This is a genomic window from Saccharopolyspora sp. NPDC050389 (assembly GCF_040655595.1).
In the GTDB taxonomy this organism is placed as follows: Bacteria; Actinomycetota; Actinomycetes; order Mycobacteriales; family Pseudonocardiaceae; genus Saccharopolyspora.
In genome coordinates this window covers 132,389-155,354 of sequence record NZ_JBFAKG010000007.1, presented here as the reverse complement: position 1 = coordinate 155,354, position 22,966 = coordinate 132,389, and the positions used below count along the sequence as shown (strand labels likewise).

The window sequence follows — 22,966 nt, the reverse complement described above, 5'->3', positions numbered from 1 at the left end:
CGGGGCGGCCGGGCGGATGAATCCGCGATCTGACCAGGAGCTACCGTGGAACGGTGAGCACGAGGACCTACGAGATCCGAACCTTCGGCTGCCAGATGAACGTGCACGACTCCGAGCGGCTCGCCGGCATGCTGGAGGACGCTGGATACGTGCGCGCGGATTCCGATGCGGCTGACGTGGTCGTGTTCAACACCTGCGCGGTTCGCGAGAACGCCGACAACCGCCTCTACGGCACTCTCGGTCACATGCGCCCGGCCAAGGATCGCAACCCGGACATGCAGATCGCCGTCGGCGGTTGCCTGGCGCAGAAGGACCGCGACACGATCGTCAAGCGGGCCCCGTGGGTGGACGTCGTGTTCGGCACGCACAACCTCGGCTCGCTGCCGACCCTGCTGGAACGCGCCCGGCACAACCACGAGGCCGAGGTCGAGATCCTCGAGTCGCTGGACGTCTTCCCGTCCACGCTGCCCGCGCGCCGCGAGTCGGCCTACTCGGGCTGGGTGTCGGTGTCGGTCGGCTGCAACAACACCTGCACGTTCTGCATCGTGCCCGCGCTGCGCGGCAAGGAGAAGGACCGCCGCCCCGGCGAGATCCTCGCCGAGGTGCAGGCGCTGGTGTCCGAAGGCGTGCTCGAAGTGACGCTGCTGGGCCAGAACGTCAACGCCTACGGCGTCGAGTTCGGCGACCGCTTCGCGTTCGGCAAGCTGCTGCGCTCCTGCGGGGAGATCGAGGGACTCGAGCGGGTCCGATTCACCTCGCCGCACCCGCGCGACTTCACCGACGACGTGATCGAGGCGATGGCCGAGACGCCGAACGTGTGCCCGCAGCTGCACATGCCGCTGCAGTCCGGTTCGGACCGGGTCCTCAAGGCGATGCGCCGCTCCTACCGCTCCGAGCGGTACCTGAACATCGTGCGGAACGTGCGCCAGGCGATGCCGGACGCCGCGATCACCACCGACATCATCGTGGGCTTCCCCGGCGAGACCGAGGAGGACTTCGAGCAGACGCTGGAGGTCGTGCGGCAGGCGCGGTTCTCCAGCGCGTTCACCTTCCAGTACTCGAAGCGGCCGGGCACGCCCGCCGCCGACATGCCCGACCAGCTGCCGAAGGAGGTCGTGCAGCAGCGCTACGACCGGCTGATCGAGCTGCAGAACGAGATCTCCTGGGAGGAGAACAAGAAGCTGGTCGGCCGCCCGGTGGAACTGCTGGTCGCCGAGGGCGAGGGCCGCAAGGACTCGGAGACCCACCGGCTCTCCGGGCGGGCCCGCGACGGGCGGCTGGTGCACTTCACGCCGACCGGCGCCATCGACGGCGAGGTCCGGCCCGGCGACGTCGTGCACACCACGATCACCCGCGGTGCGCCGCACCACCTGGTCGCGGACGCGGAAATCACCGGACACCGGCGAACCACCGCCGGTGACCACTGGGAGGCGGGCGTGCGGCCCAAGACCTCCGGAGTCAGCCTCGGGCTGCCGTCGTTCGGAACCCCGCCGCCGCAGCCCGCCGAACAGCAGGGATGTGCGTGTTGAGCAAGCCGGAAGGCTCGGACGAGCCGCGCCGCGAGCTGACCAAGTCGGAGCGCGAGGTCCTGCGCCGCATCGACCCCGGCTCGCGCGCGCTCGTGATCGCTTCGGTGATGCTCGTGCTCATCCTGTGCTCGGTGCTGCCGTGGGCCGACGGTGCCGCGGGCTGGCAGGTGCTGATGGGGCAGACAGACCCGGCGCTCAAGATCGGCCTGTTGCCGCGGCTGTTCGCGATCAACTCGACGATCGTCGGGATCGGCTTGGGCGCCCTGGCGCTGATCACCCGGCGTTGGATCGTCGCGTTCCTTGCCGGGCTCGCCGGTGTGGTGGTGACGTTCGAAGGCGTGATCGCGATCTGGTCGCGTCAGACGAGCGGCACGGGGGGCCCGTCGATCGGCCTGTTGCTCGCGGTGGTCTGCATGGCGATTCTGGCGGTCCAGTGGATGCGGATCGTCTGGTCCCGCTCCTGATCCCACTGGTCAGGCACGCCGAGAACTCCTGATTTCAGGCAAAATCGGAGATCGCCTCGCCCAGGTTGGCGCTCCCGGCTTCGGGCAAAATCGGAGTTCCGTCCGACCCGCCGGACGCGGGTTCCCGGCCGGAACCACGATGATCGGCTGATCGCTCGTAGCCTCGGCGGCATGTCACGAGACCTCGCCTGGGACGGCGGCTACAACATCCGCGATCTCGGTGGACTGCCCGCCGCGGCCGGGCGCCGGATCCGCCGGGGCGCGGTCGTGCGCTCCGCGAGCCCGGCGTTCCTGACCGAAGACGGTTGGGCGCAGCTGTGGGAGCACGGCGTCCGCACCATCATCGACCTGACCGACGACGGCGAGTCGTTGCCCGAGACGGCGGCGAGACCGCCGGGGCTGAACAGCCTCAAGATGCCGCTGAACCCGGTGCACGACACCGGGTTCTGGGGAATCTGGGGCAACCGGCTGCACGGCACACCGCTGTACTACCGGCCGTTCCTGGACCGCTTCCCGGACCGTACCGCCAAGGTCGTCAGCGCGATCGCGCACGCCGAACCCGGCGGAGTGCTCGTGCATTGCACTGCCGGCCGCGATCGCACCGGGATCATCGCGCTGGTGCTGCTCGCGTTCGCCGGTGTGGCGGCCGACGACATCGTCGCCGACCACCAGCTCAGCCACGACCGGCTGAGACCGATGTTCGACCGGCTCGGCAAGCCCGACCAAGAACCGTTCATCGACGAAGCGCTCGCCGAGCACGGCGCGACCAAGCACGAAGTCCTGCACTCGACGCTCGACGCCTTCGACGCCGAGCAGCACCTGCGCAGCGGCGGCTGCGCCGACGCCGACCTCGCCGCCCTCCGGGCGAGGCTGCTCGCGCCGCCCGCCTGACGGCGCGAGCGAAACGCCTACCGGCTGGCGATCGCCTGCTCCGCAGCCTCCAGCCACTCGCGCCACTGCGCGGCCTGCGCCTCCGCCTGCTTCGCGCGGCGGTCGTCGCCCGCCGTGCGGGCCTTCTCGGCCTGCGCCTCGAACTGCTCCACGCGGTCGCGGAACTGGTCGACGCGGGCCTGCGCCTCCGGGTCCGTGCGCCGCCACTGCGCGTCGGCGGCCGACCGCACCCGGTCGGCGACCGTGCGCAGCTTGCCTTCCAGGTCCCGCATCCGTTCCCGCGGCACCTTGCCGATCTCGTCCCACCGCTCCTGGATCCGCTGCAGGTGGGCCTGCGCGGTCTTGAGGTCGGCGGAGGGGTCGATCTGGTCGGCCTCGACGAGCAGCTCTTCCTTCAGCTTGGCGTTCGCGGCGAATTCGGCGTCGCGCTCGGAGAACGCCTCCGAGCGGCGGCTGAAGAACCGGTCCTGCGCTGCGCGGAAGCGCTGCCACAGCGCTTCGTCGCTGTCCTTCGGGGCGCGGCCGGCGGCCTTCCAGTCCGCCATCAGCTGCTTGTAGCGGTTGGCGGTTTCGCCCCAGTCGGTGGACTCGGTCAGCGATTCGGCTTCCTCGACCAGGTCCTGCTTGTGCGCCTTGGACGCCGCGCGCTGCCGGTCGAGCTCGGCGAAGTGCGAGCCCCGGCGGCGGCTGAAGGCGTCCCGCGCCTTGGAGAACCGGCGCCACAACTGCTCGTCGGTCTTGCGGTCGACGCCGCGGATTTTCTTCCACTCGTCGAGGATTTGGCGCAGCCGGTCGCCGGCGTTCTTCCAGTGCGTGGATTCGGTGGCGATCTCCTCGGCCTCGACGACCAGCGCTTCCTTGCGCGCGATCGCGTCCGCCCGGGCGCGTTCCTTCTCGTGCTTCGCGCCTTCGACGGCTTCCTCGGCCCGCACCACCAGGTGCTCGATCCGGGTGGCCAACGCCGTCAGGTCGCCGATCACGGCGGCCTCGGCCAGCGACTCGTGCAGGTGCTTCGCGCTGGTCAGGGTGTGCTTCGGTTCGCCGGCGTGGGTGCCCAGCCGGGTTTCCAGCAATTCGACCTCGGTGAGCAGGTCGTCGAACTTGCGCGCGTAGAGGGCCAGGCCCTCGGCGGCATCACCGGCTTGCCAGGAACCGATCGCGCGCTCACCGTCGGGGGTGCGGACGTACACCGTGCCGTCGGCGTCCACTCGCCCCCATTTGGCGGGGTCTGCGGAAGCGGTCGGTACCGCGGGCGCAGCCGTGGGTGACCCGGTGGTGCTGGTGGTCGAGTCCGCGGCCGCCTTGTTGGCGACTGCCTCGGGGGTCGTGTCCTGGTGCGTCATGGCCGGCTTCCTCCTTGCGTGCCCGCTCCGATGCCCGTGACCGGCACGGGCGCCCCGCATCGGCGGGGCCCAGCAAGCGTCGACCCGAACCGTTCGGTGGTCCGGCCTCCGCTGGCGCATTCAAACAGGTCAGGGCGCGAACCGGTACTCCGTCGCGGAATCGGTTCGCCGATGGATCGGCGCGCACCGCGACGTGGTGACGGGACCGGACCTGTGACCTGCACGGGTTCATTGTCATCAGGCACCTGCTCGGTCGCAGCGGGCAGGGGTGGGGAAACCCGCGTCGTCTCCTGCCGCCGGTTGCGACTCCCTGCTCCAGCCAACTCGCCCGTGACCTCTACCGTGCACAGGTGTGATCACCCGTGTCGCTGTGGTGCCTTACCCGCCGTTGCTGGTTCCCGAACTGACCGTGCGGGCCGACCCGGAAACCGCTCGTCTGCGGGGCGCCTGTCTGCGCGCCGTGTCCAGTCTGACTGAATCTGCCGCCGAATGGGTGGCCCTTGGCGTAGATCAGTCGGGACCGGTGGTGCTCGAGCCGGACACGGCGGGCACGTTCGTGGGCTTTGGCGTCGACGTCCAGGTGACTCTCGGCGGCGCCGGCACCCCGGACCCGCGGCTACCGCTACCTGCGCTGATCGCCGGACTCCTGCGCGAGCAAGCGGGAGCGCGGGCGGTCACGACGCATCTGCTGGCACCGGACACACCGGCCGAGGATTGCCGGCGGCTCGGCGCGGAGCTGGCTGCCGACGATGTCGGTCTTCTGGTGCTCGCCGACGGAACCAACCGCTCCGACGAGCGTTCGCCGTACCCGCCGGACGAGCGGGCCAAGCCGGTCGACGAACAGATCCGCGCCGCGCTGGCCGACGTCGACACGGCGGCGCTGCTCGCGTTGGAGCCGGAGTCGTGCGCGGAGCTGGGCGTCATTGGCCGAGCCGCACTGCAGGTCCTGCCCGGCGTCGTAGCGGCCACCGGCGGAACCTGGCGCGGCGAACTGCTGTACTCGGCCACCCCGCACGGCGTCACCTACCACGTGGCGACCTGGACCCGCACGGTCTGAACCGGTCGGTGTCTCCGCTGGTCACGAACCGTGAGTGCTTTGGGGTGCCATAGCGCCCCAAAACACTCACGGCCTCTGGCCGGTAGAAACACCGGGCCGAGGCCGGGCGGACCGCTGTGCGGCAGGCGCAGAACGCGCTTCTAAGGTCGAGGGGTGCAGTCCCTTTCGCATCTGGTGGCGATCGTCGGTCCCACCGCCACCGGCAAGTCGGACCTCGGCATCGAGCTCGCCGCGGCGTTCGACGGCGAGGTGATCAACGCCGACGCCATGCAGCTCTACCGCGGAATGGACATCGGCACGGCCAAGCTGTCCCAGGCGGAGCGCCGCAGCATCCCGCACCACCTGCTGGACGTCCTGGACGTCACCGAGACCGCCTCCGTGGCGGCCTACCAGGAGCAGGCGCGCAGCGCCGTCGAAGACGTCCTCGCCCGCGGCCGGACGCCGGTGCTGGTGGGCGGCTCCGGCCTCTACGTGCAGGCGGTCGTCGACGATCTGTCCTTCCCCGGCACGGATGCCCAGGTGCGGGACAAGTACGAGCAGGAGCTGGCGCGGGTCGGCCCGGACGAGCTGCACCGACGGCTGCGGGAACTCGACCCGGCGGCGGCGGAAGCCATCCTGGCCAGCAACGGTCGCCGCATCGTCCGGGCGCTGGAGGTCATCGAGATCACCGGCCGGCCTTTCTCGGCGAACCTGCCCAAGCCCGGGCCGCCCCGCTACGGCGCGGTGCTGATCGGCCTGGACCGCCCGGTCGAGGCCCTGGACGACCGTGTCGACCAGCGGGTCACCAGCATGTTCGACGCCGGGCTGGTCGACGAAGTCCGACGGCTGGAGCGGCTCGGTCTCCGGCGGGGCCGCACCGCCGGCCGCGCGCTCGGCTACCAGCAGGTGCTCGCCGAATTCGACGGAGCGGGCGACATGGCCGCCGCCGCGGCCGAGACCGCGAAGCTCACCCGCCGCTTCGTCCGGCGGCAGCGCTCCTGGTTCCGCCGGGACGCGCGGATCCAGTGGTTCGACGCCGCCATCCCGACGCTGGCAGCCGACGTCCGCGCGCTGCTGACCGAGGGGCCGACCGCGAACGCGGCTGAGCGTCAAGAGCCATCCGGGCGAACGTAGACTGGCGTCGTGCGTTCCTCTCAGGGCCCCGAGTTCATCAAGGGCCACGGCACCCAGAACGACTTTGTCATCCTGCCCGACGCGGACGGCGCGCTGAGCCTCACCGACGAGCGGGTGCAAGCGCTCTGCGACCCGCACCGCGGGCTGGGCGCGGACGGTGTCCTGCGGGTGATCCGCGCCGGTGCGCTGGAGGACGCCCCGGCCGACGTGCCGGCCGACGTGTGGTTCATGGACTACCGCAACGCCGACGGCTCGATCGCCGAGATGTGCGGCAACGGCGTGCGGGTGTTCGCCCGCTACCTCGTCGACGCCGGGCTGGCCGCCCCCGGTGAGCTGCCGGTGGGCACGCGTGCGGGCGTTCGACCGGTCTGGACCCACGACGACGGCCGGGTCACGGTCGACATGGGCCCGGCCAAGGTCTTCGGCGAGTCCACCACCAGCGCCTCCGGCCACTCCTTCGCGGGAGTCGCCGTGGACGTCGGCAATCCGCACCTGGCCTGCGTGAGCGATGTGCACCTCGCCGCGCTGGACCTGACGACCGCGCCGCCGCACGACCACCACCTCTTCCCGAACGGCGTGAACGTCGAGTTCGTCCGGCCGCTCGAGGGCGACCACGTCCAGATGCGCGTGCACGAGCGCGGAGTCGGCGAAACCCGCTCCTGCGGCACCGGCACGGTCGCCGCCACGGTCGCGGCCCTGCGCGCGGTCGGCGCGGAAACCGGGCGCCGCGTGGTCCACGTCCTGGGCGGTACCGTCGAAGTGGAGGTCACCGTGACGACCTCCACGCTCACCGGCCCCGCCGTGCTGGTGGCCCGCGGAAACCTCGATCCCACCTGGTGGCGACAGCCGTAGGTGGGCGTCATAACAGTGCAAACGGGTAATGGCGGGCGCGACACGTGAAAATCGGTCGCGGACCGTGGGACAATGGTTTCGATATGAAAAATTCTTTGACCTGGTCCGCCGAGCCCGACCGCGACGCGGTCGAACCCGACGAATACGACCCCATCCTCACTGCGGAGCCGTCCACGGGCGAGATGGAGCGCGCAGACCGTGCGTCGCTGCGGCGGATCGCCGGGCTGTCCACCGAGCTCGCGGACATCACCGAGGTCGAGTACCGCCAGCTCCGCCTGGAACGCGTGGTGCTGGTCGGCGTCTGGACCGACGGCGACGCCGCGCACGCCGACGCGTCGCTGGACGAGCTGGCCAGGCTCGCCGAAACCGCCGGCTCGCAGGTGCTGGAAGGCATCATCCAGCGCCGCGACCGCCCGGACCCCGGCACCTACGTCGGCTCCGGCAAGGTCCGCGAGCTGCGCGACATCGTCGTCGCCACCGGCGCGGACACCGTCATCTGCGACGGCGAGCTCTCGCCCGGCCAGCTGCGGCAGCTGGAGGAGAAGCTCAAGGTCAAGGTGGTCGACCGGACCGCCCTGATCCTGGACATCTTCGCCCAGCACGCCCGGTCCAAGGAGGGCAAGGCGCAGGTCGAGCTCGCCCAGCTGCAGTACTTCCTGCCGCGCCTGCGCGGTTGGGGTGAGGCGATGTCCCGGCAGGCCGGTGGCCGGGCCGGGGCGAACGGCGGCGTCGGCACCCGTGGTCCCGGTGAGACCAAGCTGGAGACCGACCGACGGCGCATCCACAAGCGCATCAGCAAGCTCCGCAAGGAGCTCGCCGCGATGCGCACGGTGCGCGGCACCAAGCGCGGCCGGCGCGAATCCAACGAGGTCGCCAGCGTCGCCATCGCCGGCTACACCAACGCCGGGAAGTCCAGCCTGCTCAACGCGTTGACGGGCGCCGGGGTTCTGGTGGAGGACGCGTTGTTCGCCACCCTGGACCCGACAACCCGCAGGGCCAACACGCCGGACGGCCGCGACTACACGCTGACCGACACGGTCGGTTTCGTCCGGCACCTGCCGCACCAGCTGGTCGAGGCGTTCCGCTCGACCCTCGAAGAGGTCGGCGGCGCGGACCTGCTGGTGCACGTCGTGGACGGCTCCGAGGCGACGCCGCACGAACAGGTCGCCGCGGTGCGCGAGGTGCTGAACGAGATCTCCGAGGACCACGAGACGGCGATGCCGCCGGAACTGCTGGTCGTCAACAAGATCGACTCGGTCGACGCCACTCGGATGGCTGAGCTGCGGCGGCTGTTGCCCGACGCGGTGTTCGTCTCCGCGCGCAGCGGCAAGGGCATCGAGAAGCTGCGCGAGGCCATCGCCGACCGGCTGCCCCGGCCCGATGTCTTCGTCGACGCGCTGGTGCCCTACACCCGCGGCGAACTCGTGGCGCGGGTGCACGCGGAAGGCGAATTGGTCGACGAGGAGCACACCCCGGACGGCACCAGGGTCCGCGCGAAGGTCCGGCCAGACCTGGCCAGCGCGCTCCAGCCGTTCGCGGGAATCGGGTGAGCACTGCCGGTGCGGGCGGTGCGGCTGCGGCCGCGCTGCTGCTGGCGGTGGCGTCGGGCGTGATCCCGGCGGCCGCTGCGGAGCAGCCGCTCGCACCGGCCGAAAAATGCCGTGTCGAGGACAAGCGCCTCGCCGAGCTGTCTGGGCTCGCGTCGGACGGTTCCGCCTGGTACGCCATCAGCGATGGCGGCAGCTCGCTACGAGTGTTCGTGCTCGACCCGGCCGACTGCTCGGTCCGCGGGGTCCGGACGGCCTCGAACGATCCGTACGACGTCGAAGACCTCGCGCTGGGACGCGACGGATCGCTTTGGCTGGCCGACACCGGGGACAACCGCCGTCGCCGCGACGGCATCGCATTGCACGTGATGCCGCCGGGCGGCGGCACAACGCTGTACCGCCTCGTTTATCCGGACGGGCCGCACGATGCGGAAGCCCTGCTGCTCGACCGGGCCGGTGTGCCGCACATCGTCACAAAGGAACCGCTCGGTGCGGCCGGGATCTACCGCCCGGGCGCTCCCTTGACGGCGGACCACACCGTGCCCCTGGAGCGGGTCGGCTCGATCTCGCTGCGCTCCACCCAAACCCCGGGCGGCCCGGTGCGCGGCGCGTTCGGTTCAGTGCTGGTGACGGGTGGGGCGGTGAACCAAGACGGCACGCTCGTCGCCATCCGCACCTACACCGAGGCGTACGTGTACAACGCGCCGGACGGCGACCTGGTCGCGGCGTTCCAGCGCGAACCACTGCGCATCCCGCTGCCGAACGAGCAGCAGGGCGAGGCGATCGCTTGGGAACCGGATGGCGGCTTGCTGTCCGCATCCGAAGGAAATCAGCCGGTCCGCCGCATCCCGGGAGTCGCGGTTGCCGCGCGAACGCCCGGTGCGCAGGACGAAGACGCCGGATCGGCTCCGCCGCCACCGGGCGGTGACGCGGACCAGGCCCAGCCGCCGGCGAACCCGGTCGGCACCGGGATGTCCACGGGTCAAGCCCTGCTGCTCGCGGCCGCGCTGGCCGGGTTGCTCATCTTCGTGACCCGTCGGCTGCGCCGCCGAACCCGCTAGAACCGCCGACCCGAGCCGCCTTCGCGGGTGTTTCCGCTGTTCGCACGATGGCTGCCGACGCGCACTCGCCATCGCCTCCGCGGATTCCCGGCTCGGCACGAGTCGGGAATCCCGTCGGAAAGCCTCCGGCCGGAACCGGCCGCCTGAAGCTCAGAGTCGTCGCAGCACCGCGACGACCTTGCCCAGGATCGCCGCGTCATCGCCGAGGATCGGCTCGTACGCCGGGTTGTGCGGCAGCAGCCACACGTGGTCGTCGGTTCGCTTGAACGTCTTCACGGTCGCTTCGCCGTCGATCATCGCGGCCACGACGTCGCCGTTCTCCGCGTCGGGCTGCTGGCGCACGGTCACCCAGTCGCCGTCGGTGATGGCGAGGTCCACCATCGAGTCGCCGACGACCTTGAGCAGGAAGAGCGTGCCGTCGCCGACGATCTCCTTCGGCAGCGGGAAGACGTCCTCGATGGATTCCTCGGCCAGGATCGGGCCGCCGGCCGCGATCCGGCCCACCACCGGCACGTACGCGGCCTTGACCTGCCCGGCCAGCTCCGGGGAGTCGGGCTCGCCGCCGACGAGCACGCCGACGGTGCGTGGTCGGTGCGGATCTCGGCGCAGGTAACCCTTTCGCTCCAGCACTCGGAGCTGGTACGCCACCGACGACGTCGAGGTGAGCCCGACGGCGTCGCCGATCTCGCGGACGCTTGGCGGATACCCGTGCTCGCGCATCCACTTCCGAATGGCCTCCAGCACCTTCAGCTGGCGGTCGCTGAGCTCGTCGGTCCCACTGGGCTGTTCGGGCAGGGTGTGCACGTCGGCCCGGGAGTCGTCCTTGACGTCCTGTACGTGGCCCTTGATCGAGCCGGTCGCATTCCTCGCCACCGCTGCCTCCTGTCCGTGTGAACTGCGGTGCTGATCGCGGGGGGAGTTCGGTCCGCCCGATTTCCACAGTAGACGCGAGAAACCCAGAGATCAAACACCTGTTCGAGTTAACTTTGGGCCTCAAGTCTCGCCTTGTGGCGTGCTCGTGGTACACAATCGCACGCAGGTTCGATCGAACATTTATTCGATCATGGTTTCAGGTGCGGGAGGCGTCATGACCACGTTCATCGATGCGGCGAGGCGGGCGCGTCCTGTCGACCGGGAGGTCGCCGACCGGCGGCGGCTGGGCGAGTCGGTCGCGGTGCCGCGGCCGCGCCGCGGCATCCGGCGGGCGCCCGGTCGCGTCGTCTTCCACGCGCCGGGTGCGCGTACCGAGGAGTCGGTCGCAGCGTGCGACCGGGCTCGCCGGAGCGGCGAGTGGATCTGGCTGACCTCGGTGGCGATCTTCACTTTCCTCATTGTCATGCTGGTGGGGCTCTTCGGGCTCGGCGACGCGCCGGTGGCGGGCGGCAACGCGGTCGTCGAAGTGCACGCCGGGGACACGTTGTGGGGGATCGCGGGCCGGGTGGCGCCGGACAGCGACCCGCGCGCCGTGGTCGCGAAGATCGTCGAGCTCAACGGGCTGGACGAGGTCGCCGTGGAAAGTGGTCGCCTGCTGCTGGTCCCGCTCGGCGATTGATCGGCGCCCGGTCGGCGCTGGGGGCGGTGCCGGCCGGTGATTGACCGACTGCCGGCCGCTGTTGGACGGGCGTCGGTGTCGCGTCGAGCGGCGGCGGCCCGGTGTCCGGCGGCTCGGTGTCCGGCGGCTCGGGATCGGTGGTTTCGGTGGCGGCCAGCGGGTTTCCGCGGCCGGTGTCGATCGGCGTCGGCCGGCCGCGCCGCGAGGGCGTGTCGAGTTTGCGTCGCGGTACGCCGCGGATTAGAGTCGACCACAACATCTAGTAGTTACGTCCGTGTATTTAGTCCACGGGTTGGGCTTGTAGGGTGTTCGAGCGCCCACGGACGGTGAGTTGGTCGATGGTCGCCGAGGGGTGGTCGCGGCCAAACTGGGGAAGGGGGTGAGGGCCGGTGCGGTGCCCGTTCTGTCGCGGCGAGGACTCCCGGGTCGTCGATTCGCGCGAGGTCGAGGAAGGCCAGGCGATCCGGCGCAGGCGATCGTGCTCGACGTGCGGTCGGCGGTTTACGACCATCGAGGAGCTGGTGCTTTCGGTGGTCAAGCGTTCCGGCGTCACCGAACCCTTCAGCCGCGAGAAGGTGGTCCGCGGCGTGCGGCGCGCCTGCCAGGGGCGCCCGGTCGAAGAGGACGCGCTGCAGCAGCTCGCGCACCAGGTGGAGGACACGGTCCGGTCTCTCGGAGTGTCCGAGTTGCCCAGCCACGAGGTGGGGCTGGCGATCCTCGGGCCGCTACGGGAGCTGGACGAGGTCGCCTACCTGCGCTTCGCGAGCGTGTACCGGGCGTATTCCTCGGTGGAGGATTTCGAGAAGGAGATCGCCGACCTCCGCGCGGCGCGGCGTGCCGCGCAGGCCGGCGCGGAGCAGAACGCGGAGAGCGGCCGTGAGTAAGCCGCGTCGGCGCACGCCCCGTCGCGGGGGCGGAAACGCAAAACGTCAGTCGGCGGCCCAGGGTGGGGCGCCGCTGAGGATCGAGTCACGACCGAACCGGACGGGGAGCCCGGACGGGGCCGACGAAGCACGACGAGCGAGTGACAGGCGAGCGATGAAGAAGGAAGAGGGTCAGGTCATGACAGAGACCGTCGGTAGCCCGGCCGGCGCATCGGGGGAGTCGGCAACAGGTGCCCGCGAGGGCATCCGGGTGCAGCGCGTCTACACCACTGAGGGGGTGCACCCCTACGACGAGGTCAAGTGGGAGCGCCGCGATGTGGTGATGACCAACTGGCGGGACGGGTCGGTCAACTTCGAACAGCGCGGGGTCGAGTTCCCCGACTTCTGGTCGCTGAACGCCGTCAACATCGTCACCAGCAAGTACTTCCGCGGCGCGGTGGGCAGCGACGAGCGGGAGAGCAGCCTCCGGCAGCTCATCGACCGCGTCGTGCTGACCTACGTCGCGGCGGGCGTGGAGCACGGCTACTTCGCGACCGACGCCGACGCCGAGATCTTCGAGCACGAGCTCACCTGGATGCTCATGCACCAGGTGTTCAGCTTCAACTCGCCGGTGTGGTTCAACGTCGGCACCAACTCCCGGCAGCAGGTGTCGGCCTGCTTCATCCTGTCGGTCGACGACACGATGGAGTCGATCCTCGACTGGTACAAGGAAGAGGGCCTGATCTTCAAGGGCGGTTCCGGCGCCGGCCTGAACCTGTCCCGCATCCGCTCCTCGCGGGAGCTGCTGTCCTCCGGCGGCACCGCGTCCGGCCCGGTGTCGTTCATGCGCGGCGCGGACGCGTCCGCGGGCACCATCAAGTCCGGCGGTGCGACCCGCCGCGCGGCGAAGATGGTGGTGCTGGATGTCGACCACCCGGACATCGAGGAGTTCATCGAGACCAAGTCGCGCGAGGAGCACAAGATCCGCGCGCTGCGCGACGCCGGTTTCGACATGGACCTCGGCGGCGCGGACTCCAACTCGGTGCAGTACCAGAACGCCAACAACTCGGTGCGCGTCTCCGACGAGTTCATGCGTTCGGTCGAGAGCGACGGCCGGTTCGGCCTGCGGGCCCGGATGACCGGCGAGGTGCTGGACACGGTGCAGGCCCGCGACCTGTTCCACAAGATGGCGAAGGCCGCCTGGGACTGCGCGGACCCGGGCATCCAGTACGACGACACGATCAACGACTGGCACACCTCGCCGGAGACGGGCCGGATCACCGCGTCCAACCCGTGCTCGGAGTACATGCACCTGGACAACTCCAGCTGCAACCTGGCCTCGCTGAACCTGCTGAAGTTCCTGCGCGATGACCTGACCTTCGACGCCGATCTGTTCGAGAAGGCCGTCGAGTTCGTCATCACCGCGATGGACATCTCGATCTCGTTCGCGGACTTCCCGACCGAGGCGATCGGCGACACCACCCGCAAGTTCCGGCAGCTGGGCATCGGCTACGCCAACCTGGGCGCGCTGCTGATGGCGACCGGCCACGCCTACGACTCCGACGGCGGCCGCGCGCTGGCGGCGGCGATCACCTCGCTGATGACCGGCACCGCCTACAAGCGGTCGGCGGAGCTGGCCGGCGTGGTCGGCCCGTACGAGGGTTACGCCCGCAACACCGACGCCCACCAGCGCGTGATGCGCAAGCACGCGGCGGCCAACGACCTGGTCCGCACCTACCACCGCAACGACGCCGCCGTGCACAAGCTGGCGACGAAGGTGTGGCAGGAGGGCCTGGAGATCGGTGCCCGCAACGGCTGGCGCAACGCGCAGGCCTCCGTGCTGGCCCCGACCGGGACCATCGGCCTGATGATGGACTGCGACACCACCGGCATCGAGCCGGACCTGGCACTGGTCAAGTTCAAGAAGCTGGTCGGCGGCGGCTCGATGCAGATCGTCAACCAGACGGTGCCGCGCGCGCTGCAGGCGCTGGGCTACCAGGACGAGCAGATCGAGGCCATCGTCGAGTACATCGCCGAGCACGGCCACGTGGTCGACGCGCCCGGCCTGCGGCAGGAGCACTACGAGGTCTTCGACTGCGCGATGGGCGAGCGCTCGATCGCGCCGATGGGCCACGTGCGGATGATGGCCGCGGTGCAGCCGTTCATCTCGGGTGCAATCTCCAAGACGGTGAACATGCCGGAGTCGGCGACCGTCGAAGAGGTCGAGCAGCTCTACTTCGAGGGCTGGAAGCTGGGCCTGAAGGCGCTGGCGATCTACCGCGACAACTGCAAGGTCGGCCAGCCGCTGTCGGCGGGCAAGGGTGACAAGGGCGAGTCGGAGAAGGCGGTCGAGAAGCAGATCGAGTACCGCCCGGTCCGCAAGCGCCTGCCGAAGAAGCGCCCGAGCCAGACGGTGTCGTTCACCGTCGGCGGCGCCGAGGGCTACTTGCACGCCGGTTCGTACCCGGACGACGGGCTGGGCGAGATCTTCGTCAAGCTCGGCAAGCAGGGGTCGACGCTGGCCGGTGTCATGGACGCCTTCTCGATGTCGATCTCGGTGGGTCTGCAGTACGGCATCCCGCTGGAGTTCTACGTCTCGAAGTTCCAGAACCTGCGCTTCGAGCCGGCCGGGATGACCGATGACCCGGACATCCGGATGGCCAGCAGTGTGCTGGACTACCTGTTCCGCCGGCTCGCGCTGGACTACCTGCCCTACGAGAAGCGGGCCCAGCTGGGCGTCTTCACCGTTGACGAGCGAGAGGCGCAGGTCAACGGCACCGATGTGGTGCCGGCCGGGCAGGACGCGGACGTCGAGCTGGACACGATGCGTTCCACTGTGGACTACTCGAAGAAGGCCGACGAGGAGCAGCGGGCGGGCAGCTCGACGGAACTGCTGGAGCTGCGCCTCGGCAAGGCCGCGGATGCGCCGCTGTGCATGACCTGCGGCACCAAGATGCGGCCGTCGGGCTCCTGCTACCTCTGCGAGGGCTGCGGTTCGACCTCCGGCTGCAGCTGACAGCGAGCGGAGATGCGGCACTGATTTCTCGGTAGTGGTGCCGTTTTGAAGAGTTCGGAGGGTGACCCGACATCAGGTCGGGCCACCCTCCGAACTTGTTTATCGGCTTGGCGCAAGACAGGTCAGTCGAGACTGTCTCGAGTCTCGACTGCGGGGGAGAAGCGCACCTTCTTGATCAGCCTCGGCCTGCCGCGGCGGCCGAGCTCAACGCGCCCTGCAGTGCGCCGAGGCACATCTCTCGCAGTTCGACGCGGGAGAACGCCTCGTTCGCCAGCCATTCCACGCAGATCGCGCGGACGAACACCAGCCACGCGTTCAGCGCGGCCGATGCGACCTCGCGGCTCAGGCCGTCGAGTTCGGACGAGTTGAGTATGCGCTGCCGGAGTTGCCCCATCTCGTCGGCGATGATCGCCTGGATCACCGGGTCGCCCGACAACGTCCGGTTCGCGGCCAGCACGGTCTGCCGGTTCGCGACGAAGTAGTCGATGTGCGCGTCCAGCCCCGCCGACACCTGTTCGGCCATCGGCCAGGCGGGATCGACCTCCGCCACCTCCAGTAGTTCGTCGGCCGCGCTCTGGTAGATCGCGGCGAACAGGTCACGCTTGCTCGCGAAGTAGCGGTACAGGTTGGCCCGGGAAATCCCGGCCAACTCCGCTACCTCCTCCATCAGCACGTCGTCGTATGGCCGCGTCGCGAACAGTTGCGCGCCGATTTCGAGCAGCTCGCCGCGACGCTGGTCCGGTGGCAGTCGCCGTCGTGCTCCCATGCCGGAAACACTAGTTGACGCGTGTCTCGTACGGGTCGTACGCTCTCCTCGTTAATAGACGCGTGTCTAGTAAGGCGAAGGAGCGGGGATCGTCGCCGTGACCGGTACCGAGATAGCGAGCCGCAGGGCGAAGGCGATCGCCGCCCCGGACGACGTCCGATCGCGCGCTTCGCTGCGAAACCCTGACTACCAGGACGCGTTCGTCGTCGACACCGGTGACGAGGCTCCGCAGGACGCCGAACGCTGGATCCGGGACGTGTTCGAATCAGCCCCAGCGCCCGTGCGTGCCTTCCTCCGCATCGGCTGGTCGATGTTCGGTGCGCAACTCGGCCCGGCGAAGTCCACCGCGCACGTGCTGGGCTGGCAGATCGGAGAGAACCGCTCGGACTGGATTCGCCTGGAAGTGTTCTGGAAGGTCGGACTGCGGGCCAACCTGGTGCTGCGCGCGCAATCGTCCTCGGTCGTGCTGGCGACCTTCGTCGAGCACCAGCGCCGGGCCGCTCGAATCCTCTGGCCAGCACTAATTCCCGTCCACCGCCTCACTCTTCGCTACCTGCTCTCTCGCGCCGCGCGCTGTCATCCATAGGCCTGGCGGCGCGGGCTAAGCTGGGCGCGTGCCGTGACTGGCGTTCGGGTGGAGCAACACCGGGGAACGGTCCGGGTCGGCTGGTCGTCGGCTCGCAGCCGCGCGCCTGGGTGTCATCGGAGGTTCGACGCCCGAGGAGCGAACGTGGCCGAAACCCTTGGTGTTCCTTTGATGTCCGGCGCCGGGCCGGCTCGGGAGATCATGGCCCGTGCGGGCGAGGGCGCAGCGCGGTTCGAGAAGCAGACGGGCGAAAAGCCTTGCCTGGCGACCATTCTGGTCGGCGACGACCCGACATCCGCCACTTGTGTGCGGATGAAGCGGAATCGGTGCGCGCAGCTCGGCATCGAGTCGCGTCACGTTCCGCTTCCGGCGTCTACCGCGACGGAAACGCTGGTCAATGCGATCGGCGCGCTGGCCGATGATCCCGCTGTGCATGGGATTCTGCTCTAGCACCCGGTTCCCGGGCACATCGACGAGCGCGCGGCGTTCGACGCCATCCCGGTCGGCAAGGACGTCGACGGGTCGGCTCGTCATCCGGTGTGGCGTTCGATGAGGCCCGCACCCGGGCGGGGCTGATCACATCCCTTCCGGGAGGAGTGGGTCCGATGACGATCGCGCTGCTGATGGAGCACGACGCCGCCTTCCGGCAGGTGGGGACTTTCTGACGCACCCGCGTTTCAGCGAAGGTGCCCGTACCGCCGGTTCAGGTCCTCGGCCGCTTCCGGGTCCTCCTCGCCGTCGGTGTAGCCGGATGCCCACGGCACCGCGCAGGGCGAATTGTGGTCGGGGTCCGGGCAGATGACGCGGGTGAGTTCGTCCCGGATCGTGTCCATCTGCGGGCGTGAGGCGATCAGGCCGACCCGGATCTCGTGAATGCGACGGGATCCGGGGTCGGCTTCGGGGTTCGCGAACCGCCATTGCTGGGGGAGGTCCGAGTAGAACTCGGTGGGCGGCATGGACGCCGTCTTCTCCTGCCTGGCGACGGTGAGTTGGTACGGCACTGCACGGCCGTCCAGCAATCGGGTCCATCCCTCGGTGAGTCGCGTGAGGTCTTCTTCGGTCGCGTAGCAGCCGATCTGGATTTCGAAGAGGCGTTCAGGCGACACGGGTTCTCCAGATCGGCAGCGGGCGACGATCTCCACGTTTACCGGAAACGAACCGGTTTGCCGACCGGATCAGCGCCACCGACGACGAGCCTCCGCTCAGGCGCCGATTTCGGCGAGGACTTCGCTGAGGCGGTCCATCGAATCGTTGATGCCGTGCTCCATGCCGCTGGCCAGCGCGGCGTCCCGCGCTTCCACCGACGGGAACACCGAGTTGGTCCGGATTCGGGTGCGCCCGTCGAGATCCTCGAACGTCGTGGTTTCCAGGCAGACCTGGCCGGGTGCGCCTTCGAACTCGAAGGTCTGGATGATCTGCTCGTCCTTCGAAACGCCGTGGAAGACGCCGCGGAACCCGTACTCGGTGCCGTCGCTGTCGCTGTGCACGTAGCGGTAGCTGCCGCCCGGACGCACGTCGTACTCGTCGATGCGCATCTCGACTTCGCGCGGGCCCAGCCAGCGGACGACTAGCTCGGGTTCGGTCGATGCGCGGAACACCAGCGCGGGCGGTGCGTCGAAGTCGCGCACGATCTCGATGAACGGGGTGCCGGGCTGGGCCGTGATGGTGGTCGGGTTCTCGCTCATTTCTCCTGCTCCTTCAGCTCATCTAGCACGGCGTCGAGTCGGCGGTACTGCCGCTCTGCCGCCAGTCGGTAGGTGTCGATCCAGGCCGTCAGGTCTTCCAACGCCGACGGGTTGAGGTGGCACGGGCGGCGTTGCCCGTCTCGGCTGCGGGTGATCAGGCCTGCCGCCTCGAGAACCTGGATGTGCCGCGAAACGGCCTGCTTGGTGATCGAGAACGGCTCGGCGAGTTCGTTCACCGTTGCCTCGCCCTGCGACAGGCGTGCGATCAACGCCCGGCGCACCGGATCACCAAGCGCGACGAATGCGCGGTCCAGTTGTTTGTCGTGCTCAGTCATCATATTCAAACCATCGCTTTATCAACTGACTTGTTGACTATTGCAGCCGAGTCGGCCGCCGTCAAGTGGCAGCTCGGCCCTGTTCGCGGGTGTCGCGTGGCAGGGCGTCGTTGTGGCCTCGCGGGCGTGCCTAATATCAATATCGGTATTGTTATTGGTTTTTGTTGGCGGATTGAGGCGAGATGTTCACGGCGGAGAGTCGCCGGCGTGGGCGGGAGCTGCTGCTCCGGCGAGCTCGCGAGGACGGGCGGATAACCGTGCCGCGATCACCGGTTCGTCCGCGCGAGATGCCGAGGATCGCTGGTCGGACGTCGATCTCTTCTTCGGTGTGGCGGACGGCAATGCCGTCGCGGACGTGCTCGGCGACTGGAGCGCGTTCGTCTACCGCGAGCTTGGCGCCGTGCGTCCCTTCGATCTCCAGGCGGGGTCGGCGATCTATCGCGCCTTCCTGTTGTCGGACCTGCTGGAGATAGATCTCGGGTTCGCGCCTGCAGCTGATTTTCGGCCGCTCGGCGACGGCGAATTCCGCGTCGTACTCGGCGAAGATGCGCAGCGAGGGCGGTGCCCGCGGATGCGGGGCATTTGATCGGCTTGGCCTGGCACCACGTCCTGCACGCCCGGACGTCCATCGAGCGCGGCGCGGCTTGGCGGGCGGAGCACTGGATCGGCGGCGTTCGTGATCAGGTCTTGGTGCTGGCCGCATCCGGCTCGGCCTTCCCGCTGCGCACGCAAAGGACGCGGATGGTCTGCCTGCTGAGTTCCTCGGATCGCTTCGTGAAGCGCTCGTAACCGATCTCGGTGCGGACGAACTCGCTCGCGCGCTTCGGGCGGCGACTCGCGCATTGCTCCGCGAGCTGTGTGAGGCCGATGTCGCAGCCGCGCTGGAGGTGCCGTTGTGCGAGCTCGAGGGTCTCTCTTGGCCGATATTGGACAGTGCGTTCCAAAAATTGCTAGAGTCATCGCATGGCACGACCGAGGCTGTTCGACGAGGAGCGGGCGCTGGAAGCGGCGATGCGCACCTTCTGGGCAAACGGTTACGAGGCCACCTCCACGCAGGACCTGTGCGAGGCGACCGGCCTCGGACGCAGCAGCATCTACAACACCTTCAGCAGCAAGCACGACCTGTTCATGCGCGCGCTTACCCGCTACATCAACACGACCTCGGCCGTTCAGCTCGCGATCCTGGAAGATCCGGGGCGATCCGAGGTGGATCGCATCCGCGCGCTGCTCGCCACGATTGTCGACACCGAGCTGGAAAACCGCCGCGACGGGCGCAGTTTTGGTTGCCTGACGGTCAATTCCACCGTGGAGCTCGCCGGGCGTGATCCGGAGGCCGCGAAGGTGCTGGATCGCGACAGTGAGGTGCGGCTGGCCGGCCTGCGGGCAGTGATCGAGGCGGGGCAGCGGGATGGCGGCATCGCGTCCGCCCGCGATGCCGATTCGCTGGCCCGCTTCGTCAACGCGGTGATCGGCGGCATGCGGATCGCCGGGCAGGCCGGCGCCGGCCGGGCTGTCCTGGAATCCATCGCCGAAACCGCCATGGACGCCTTGGTTCGCTGAAATCCCGGTTCGTCCACTGTGGGTCTTTTTGTGCCCAAATTTTGAACTGATCAATCTAAAACATGGAGAACGCCATGCCACGCGCCGTCTACATACTCGCCCTCGGCATCTTCGCCATGGTGACCAGCGAATTCGTGGTCGCCGGGCTGATGCCGCAGATGGCCGAGGGGCTTTCGGCCACCATCCCGCAGATCGGCTACCTCATCACGGCCTTCGCGGCGGCGATGGCCTTCGGCGGGCCGTTCCTGACCGTCGCGCTGCTGAAGGTGCGCCCGAAGCCGGCGCTGCTGGCCCTGTTCGCGATCTTCCTCGCCGGCAACCTGCTGGCGGCCACCGCCACCGGCTACACCCTCATGCTGGTGGCCCGCATCGTGACCGGCGTGGCATCGCAGGCGTTCTTCGGGATCGCGATCTCGCTCTGCGTGCAGCTGACCCGCCCGGAGGTGCGCGGCCGAGCCATCGCGGTCGTGATGAACGGCCTGATGCTGGGCACCTTGCTGGGCATGCCGCTGTCCACATTGGTCGGTGAGCGGTTCGGCTGGCGGACGGCGTTCTGGGCCATCGCCATGCTCGCCGTCATCGCCGCGCTGTGCACCGCGTTCGGCGTGCCGCGGCTGGGGCGAGCCGACGGCGAAGGCAACTTCCGGCAGGAACTCGTCGCGTTCCGCAAGCCCAAGCTGTGGCTGGTGCTGACCACGAGCACGCTCATCATCGGCGCGACCTTCGCCGCCTTCAGCTACTTCAACCCGATCCTCACCCAGGTCACCGGTTTCAGCACCGGCACCGTCCCGCTGCTGCTCGTCGCCTACGGCGCCGCCACGGTGGTCGGCAACACGATCGTCGGGCGCCTCGCCGACCGGTACACGATCCCGGTCCTGCTCTGCGGGCTGATCCTGAACGCGGGCTTCCTCATCGGATTCGCGCTGCTGGCCCACGTCAGCGTGCCCGCGGTCGTCTTCATGCTCGGCATCGGCCTGGTCGGCGTCACCATGAACCCGGCGATGATCACCCGAGTGCAGCGCACCGGCAACGCCCGGCCGCTGGTCAACACGGTGCACTCGTCCTTCATCACGCTCGGCGTGATCATCGGGTCCTGGATCGGCGGGCTGGCCATCGACGGGTTCGGCCTGCGAGCCCCGCTCTGGCTGGGCGCGGCCCTGGCGGCGATCGGCATCGTCACGCTCCTGCCCGACCTCACCCGTCGCCGGAGGCCGGCAGTTCACCCGACCGTGGAGCCGAGTCTCGCGCGCTAGACTTCGCGGCGTGATGACACCCGTTCATGCTGCTGTGGTCGGTTAGTTCCGGGCTGCTGCCCCACCGGCCGATTGACGTGCCCGCGCCCGCTTTTCGCTGCTGGCCGGGATATTCGGCGACTCCGCTGTTTTTCGCCGGGTGCCGGGGCGCAAACCGTCCACTTCTCACCTTTCGCAGGTCCCTGACCTGCGCTCGGCCGCATCAGCAGGAGCGGTTCATGAATTCTTCCCGAAGCGGTGCTGCGCGCCCGCAGCACGTCGTGTCCGAAAGCGGTGTTCTTCGCTGGCTTTCGGCGAATGGTTCCCGGCCACCGGAGCGGATCGCCGACGCGGACGACCGGATGTCCGCGAACGAGGCGTACCGGTTGCTGTCGCGCGGAACAGGTCTGCTGTGGCACGGCGACTTCCACAACGCGCGCCAATTGCTCAGCGCCGTGTCGCGCCGCCTCCAGCGGAATCGGCGAAGCGGCTCGTCCGCTGCCGAGTCGTTCCGGCTGCATCGACAGCAGCAGGCGCGCCGAGCACGCGCGCTGGCACTGGTTCTGGTGCGACTCGATCCCGGCCACGCGTTGCACCTGCGGCGTGCGCCGGATGTCCGGTCGGCGTGCCAGGAGGCCTACGGACCGGCGGACACGCAGTACGTGGTCCCGCTGCGGGAGTTGCTCGGCGTGATCGGGGCGAACGAATGGCGCCGGAAGGGCATTCCGATCCCGGCACTCGGCGCGCGAATCCACCCGCACTACGGCGTTTTCGCACCCACCCGAAGCGAGTACGTGGACCTGGTCGCCGAGAGCCCGATGCCCCCGGCGAAACTCGCCTTCGACATCGGCACCGGGACCGGCGTGCTGGCCGCAGTGCTCGCCCGCCGCGGCGTCGAACGCGTCGTGGCCACGGACAGCTCGGCGCGGGCGATCCGGTGCGCCGAGGACAACGCGGGGCGGCTGAGCCTCACCGGACGGATCGAGCCGGTGCAGACCGATCTGTTCCCGCCAGGGCGTGCGGAACTGGTCGTGTGCAACCCGCCGTGGTTGCCCGCGAAACCCCATTCGCTGCTCGACCACGCCGTTTACGACCCGGGAAGTCGGATGCTCCGGGAATTCCTGGCCGGGTTGCCGGCGCATCTGCAACCGGGCGGTGAGGCCTGGCTGATCCTGTCGGATCTCGCCGAACGCCTCGGACTGCGCACCCGCGCCGAATTGCTCGCCGCCATCAGCGAGGCGGGGCTCCGCGTCGTCGCGAGATCGGAAGCCCGGCCGAGCCATCCGAAGGCCGGGGATCCAACCGACCCGTTGCATGCCGCCCGAGCCGCCGAAGTCACAACGTTGTGGCGGCTCGCGCCGGTTGGGAACGACACCATCCGGACGTAGCTCGCGGCAGTCGGCTGAGGCGGTGCGAGCATGTCAGGAGGCTCGGCGCGGCTCTGAGCTGGTTGTTCGTGCGATGGCGGGAGGAACGAGGTTCCGGCGTGGGTGCCGCGGCACCCACGCCGGGCG

At 69.3% G+C, this 22,966-nt stretch carries 25 protein-coding genes; 19 read left to right on the top strand and 6 right to left on the bottom strand.

The features are described from left to right. Positions 1-53 precede the first annotated feature (53 nt). From miaB to AB0I53_RS06950, 3 genes are all read left to right on the top strand, one after another. A complete protein-coding gene (miaB, locus tag AB0I53_RS06960; RefSeq protein WP_358597686.1) occupies positions 54-1,529 on the top strand; it encodes a tRNA (N6-isopentenyl adenosine(37)-C2)-methylthiotransferase MiaB in 1,476 nt (491 codons plus the stop codon). Then, a complete protein-coding gene (locus AB0I53_RS06955) occupies positions 1,517-1,993 on the top strand; it encodes a hypothetical protein (RefSeq protein ID WP_358597683.1) in 477 nt (158 codons plus the stop codon). The genes miaB and AB0I53_RS06955 overlap by 13 nt, the downstream gene beginning before the upstream one ends. A gap of 171 nt (positions 1,994-2,164) precedes the next feature. Next, positions 2,165-2,884 carry a tyrosine-protein phosphatase gene (locus AB0I53_RS06950; protein ID WP_358597680.1) on the top strand — a complete coding sequence of 240 codons (720 nt, stop codon included), beginning with the start codon at positions 2,165-2,167 and terminating at the stop codon, positions 2,882-2,884. Positions 2,885-2,901: 17 nt separating this feature from the next. On the opposite strand, the gene AB0I53_RS06945 is transcribed toward AB0I53_RS06950, so the two are convergent. Further along, on the bottom strand, positions 2,902-4,227 hold the full coding sequence (locus tag AB0I53_RS06945) for a DUF349 domain-containing protein (protein WP_358597677.1): 1,326 nt from the start codon (positions 4,225-4,227) through the stop codon (positions 2,902-2,904). A 352-nt stretch (positions 4,228-4,579) separates the two neighbouring features. On the opposite strand from AB0I53_RS06945, the gene AB0I53_RS06940 reads away from it, so the two are divergent. The 5 genes from AB0I53_RS06940 to AB0I53_RS06920 all read left to right on the top strand — a co-directional run bounded on the left by AB0I53_RS06940 (position 4,580) and on the right by AB0I53_RS06920 (position 9,857). After that, positions 4,580-5,284 carry a hypothetical protein gene (locus AB0I53_RS06940; RefSeq protein ID WP_358597674.1) on the top strand — a complete coding sequence of 235 codons (705 nt, stop codon included), beginning with the start codon at positions 4,580-4,582 and terminating at the stop codon, positions 5,282-5,284. A gap of 153 nt (positions 5,285-5,437) precedes the next feature. Further along, entirely contained in the window at positions 5,438-6,397 is a 960-nt protein-coding gene (gene miaA, locus AB0I53_RS06935; RefSeq protein ID WP_358597669.1) for a tRNA (adenosine(37)-N6)-dimethylallyltransferase MiaA, read from the top strand. Between the two features lie 9 nt (positions 6,398-6,406). Next, on the top strand, positions 6,407-7,249 hold the full coding sequence (gene dapF, locus AB0I53_RS06930) for a diaminopimelate epimerase (RefSeq protein WP_358597666.1): 843 nt from the start codon (positions 6,407-6,409) through the stop codon (positions 7,247-7,249). Positions 7,250-7,431: 182 nt separating this feature from the next. Then, positions 7,432-8,799, top strand: a complete 1,368-nt coding sequence (gene hflX, locus AB0I53_RS06925) for a GTPase HflX (RefSeq protein ID WP_358597789.1) — start codon at positions 7,432-7,434, stop codon at positions 8,797-8,799. Next, entirely contained in the window at positions 8,796-9,857 is a 1,062-nt protein-coding gene (locus AB0I53_RS06920) for a hypothetical protein (RefSeq protein ID WP_358597663.1), read from the top strand. Before hflX ends, AB0I53_RS06920 begins: the two co-directional genes overlap by 4 nt. A 150-nt stretch (positions 9,858-10,007) precedes the next feature. On the opposite strand, the gene lexA is transcribed toward AB0I53_RS06920, so the two are convergent. Continuing rightward, positions 10,008-10,661, bottom strand: coding sequence for a transcriptional repressor LexA (gene lexA, locus AB0I53_RS06915; protein WP_358597786.1), 654 nt, complete (start codon positions 10,659-10,661; stop codon positions 10,008-10,010). 283 nt (positions 10,662-10,944) lie between these two features. Here lexA and AB0I53_RS06910 point away from each other — a divergent pair, with 283 nt between their 5' ends. From AB0I53_RS06910 to AB0I53_RS06900, 3 genes are all read left to right on the top strand, one after another. Further along, positions 10,945-11,409: a LysM peptidoglycan-binding domain-containing protein gene (locus AB0I53_RS06910; RefSeq protein ID WP_358597660.1), complete on the top strand. Its 465-nt coding sequence runs from the start codon at positions 10,945-10,947 to the stop codon at positions 11,407-11,409. 389 nt (positions 11,410-11,798) lie between these two features. Continuing rightward, on the top strand, positions 11,799-12,293 hold the full coding sequence (gene nrdR / locus AB0I53_RS06905; RefSeq protein ID WP_358305719.1) for a transcriptional regulator NrdR: 495 nt from the start codon (positions 11,799-11,801) through the stop codon (positions 12,291-12,293). Positions 12,294-12,471: 178 nt separating this feature from the next. Further along, the gene (locus AB0I53_RS06900; RefSeq protein WP_358597657.1) at positions 12,472-15,288 is read left to right on the top strand and encodes a vitamin B12-dependent ribonucleotide reductase; all 2,817 of its coding nucleotides are present in this window, start codon (positions 12,472-12,474) and stop codon (positions 15,286-15,288) included. 175 nt (positions 15,289-15,463) lie between these two features. On the opposite strand, the gene AB0I53_RS06895 is transcribed toward AB0I53_RS06900, so the two are convergent. Continuing rightward, positions 15,464-16,054: a TetR/AcrR family transcriptional regulator gene (locus AB0I53_RS06895; RefSeq protein WP_358597654.1), complete on the bottom strand. Its 591-nt coding sequence runs from the start codon at positions 16,052-16,054 to the stop codon at positions 15,464-15,466. 97 nt (positions 16,055-16,151) lie between these two features. On the opposite strand from AB0I53_RS06895, the gene AB0I53_RS06890 reads away from it, so the two are divergent. From AB0I53_RS06890 to AB0I53_RS06880, 3 genes are all read left to right on the top strand, one after another. Next, positions 16,152-16,640, top strand: a complete 489-nt coding sequence (locus AB0I53_RS06890) for a hypothetical protein (RefSeq protein WP_358597651.1) — start codon at positions 16,152-16,154, stop codon at positions 16,638-16,640. A 144-nt stretch (positions 16,641-16,784) separates the two neighbouring features. Next, entirely contained in the window at positions 16,785-17,090 is a 306-nt protein-coding gene (locus AB0I53_RS06885) for a tetrahydrofolate dehydrogenase/cyclohydrolase catalytic domain-containing protein (protein ID WP_358597648.1), read from the top strand. Between the two features lie 89 nt (positions 17,091-17,179). Next, positions 17,180-17,305, top strand: a complete 126-nt coding sequence (locus AB0I53_RS06880) for a hypothetical protein (protein WP_358597645.1) — start codon at positions 17,180-17,182, stop codon at positions 17,303-17,305. Positions 17,306-17,317: 12 nt separating this feature from the next. Here the strand turns inward: AB0I53_RS06880 and AB0I53_RS06875 are convergent, their stop codons facing one another. The 3 genes from AB0I53_RS06875 to AB0I53_RS06865 form a co-directional block, all read right to left on the bottom strand. Continuing rightward, positions 17,318-17,746, bottom strand: coding sequence for a hypothetical protein (locus AB0I53_RS06875; RefSeq protein WP_358597642.1), 429 nt, complete (start codon positions 17,744-17,746; stop codon positions 17,318-17,320). Between the two features lie 96 nt (positions 17,747-17,842). Then, complete coding sequence (locus tag AB0I53_RS06870) at positions 17,843-18,325, bottom strand: SRPBCC family protein (protein WP_358597639.1); 483 nt, start codon at positions 18,323-18,325, stop codon at positions 17,843-17,845. Beyond that, on the bottom strand, positions 18,322-18,660 hold the full coding sequence (locus tag AB0I53_RS06865; protein ID WP_358597636.1) for a metalloregulator ArsR/SmtB family transcription factor: 339 nt from the start codon (positions 18,658-18,660) through the stop codon (positions 18,322-18,324). The genes AB0I53_RS06870 and AB0I53_RS06865 overlap by 4 nt, the downstream gene beginning before the upstream one ends. A gap of 148 nt (positions 18,661-18,808) precedes the next feature. On the opposite strand from AB0I53_RS06865, the gene AB0I53_RS06860 reads away from it, so the two are divergent. The 5 genes from AB0I53_RS06860 (at position 18,809) to AB0I53_RS06840 (ending at position 22,840) form a co-directional block, all read left to right on the top strand. Then, positions 18,809-19,246, top strand: a complete 438-nt coding sequence (locus AB0I53_RS06860) for a hypothetical protein (RefSeq protein ID WP_358597633.1) — start codon at positions 18,809-18,811, stop codon at positions 19,244-19,246. Continuing rightward, positions 19,222-19,449: a hypothetical protein gene (locus AB0I53_RS06855; protein ID WP_358597630.1), complete on the top strand. Its 228-nt coding sequence runs from the start codon at positions 19,222-19,224 to the stop codon at positions 19,447-19,449. Before AB0I53_RS06860 ends, AB0I53_RS06855 begins: the two co-directional genes overlap by 25 nt. A gap of 174 nt (positions 19,450-19,623) precedes the next feature. After that, a complete protein-coding gene (locus AB0I53_RS06850; protein ID WP_358597627.1) occupies positions 19,624-20,220 on the top strand; it encodes a TetR/AcrR family transcriptional regulator in 597 nt (198 codons plus the stop codon). A 74-nt stretch (positions 20,221-20,294) separates the two neighbouring features. Further along, positions 20,295-21,473, top strand: coding sequence for an MFS transporter (locus tag AB0I53_RS06845; protein ID WP_358597624.1), 1,179 nt, complete (start codon positions 20,295-20,297; stop codon positions 21,471-21,473). Between the two features lie 218 nt (positions 21,474-21,691). Beyond that, on the top strand, positions 21,692-22,840 hold the full coding sequence (locus AB0I53_RS06840; protein ID WP_358597621.1) for a class I SAM-dependent methyltransferase: 1,149 nt from the start codon (positions 21,692-21,694) through the stop codon (positions 22,838-22,840). Positions 22,841-22,966: the final 126 nt, after the last annotated feature.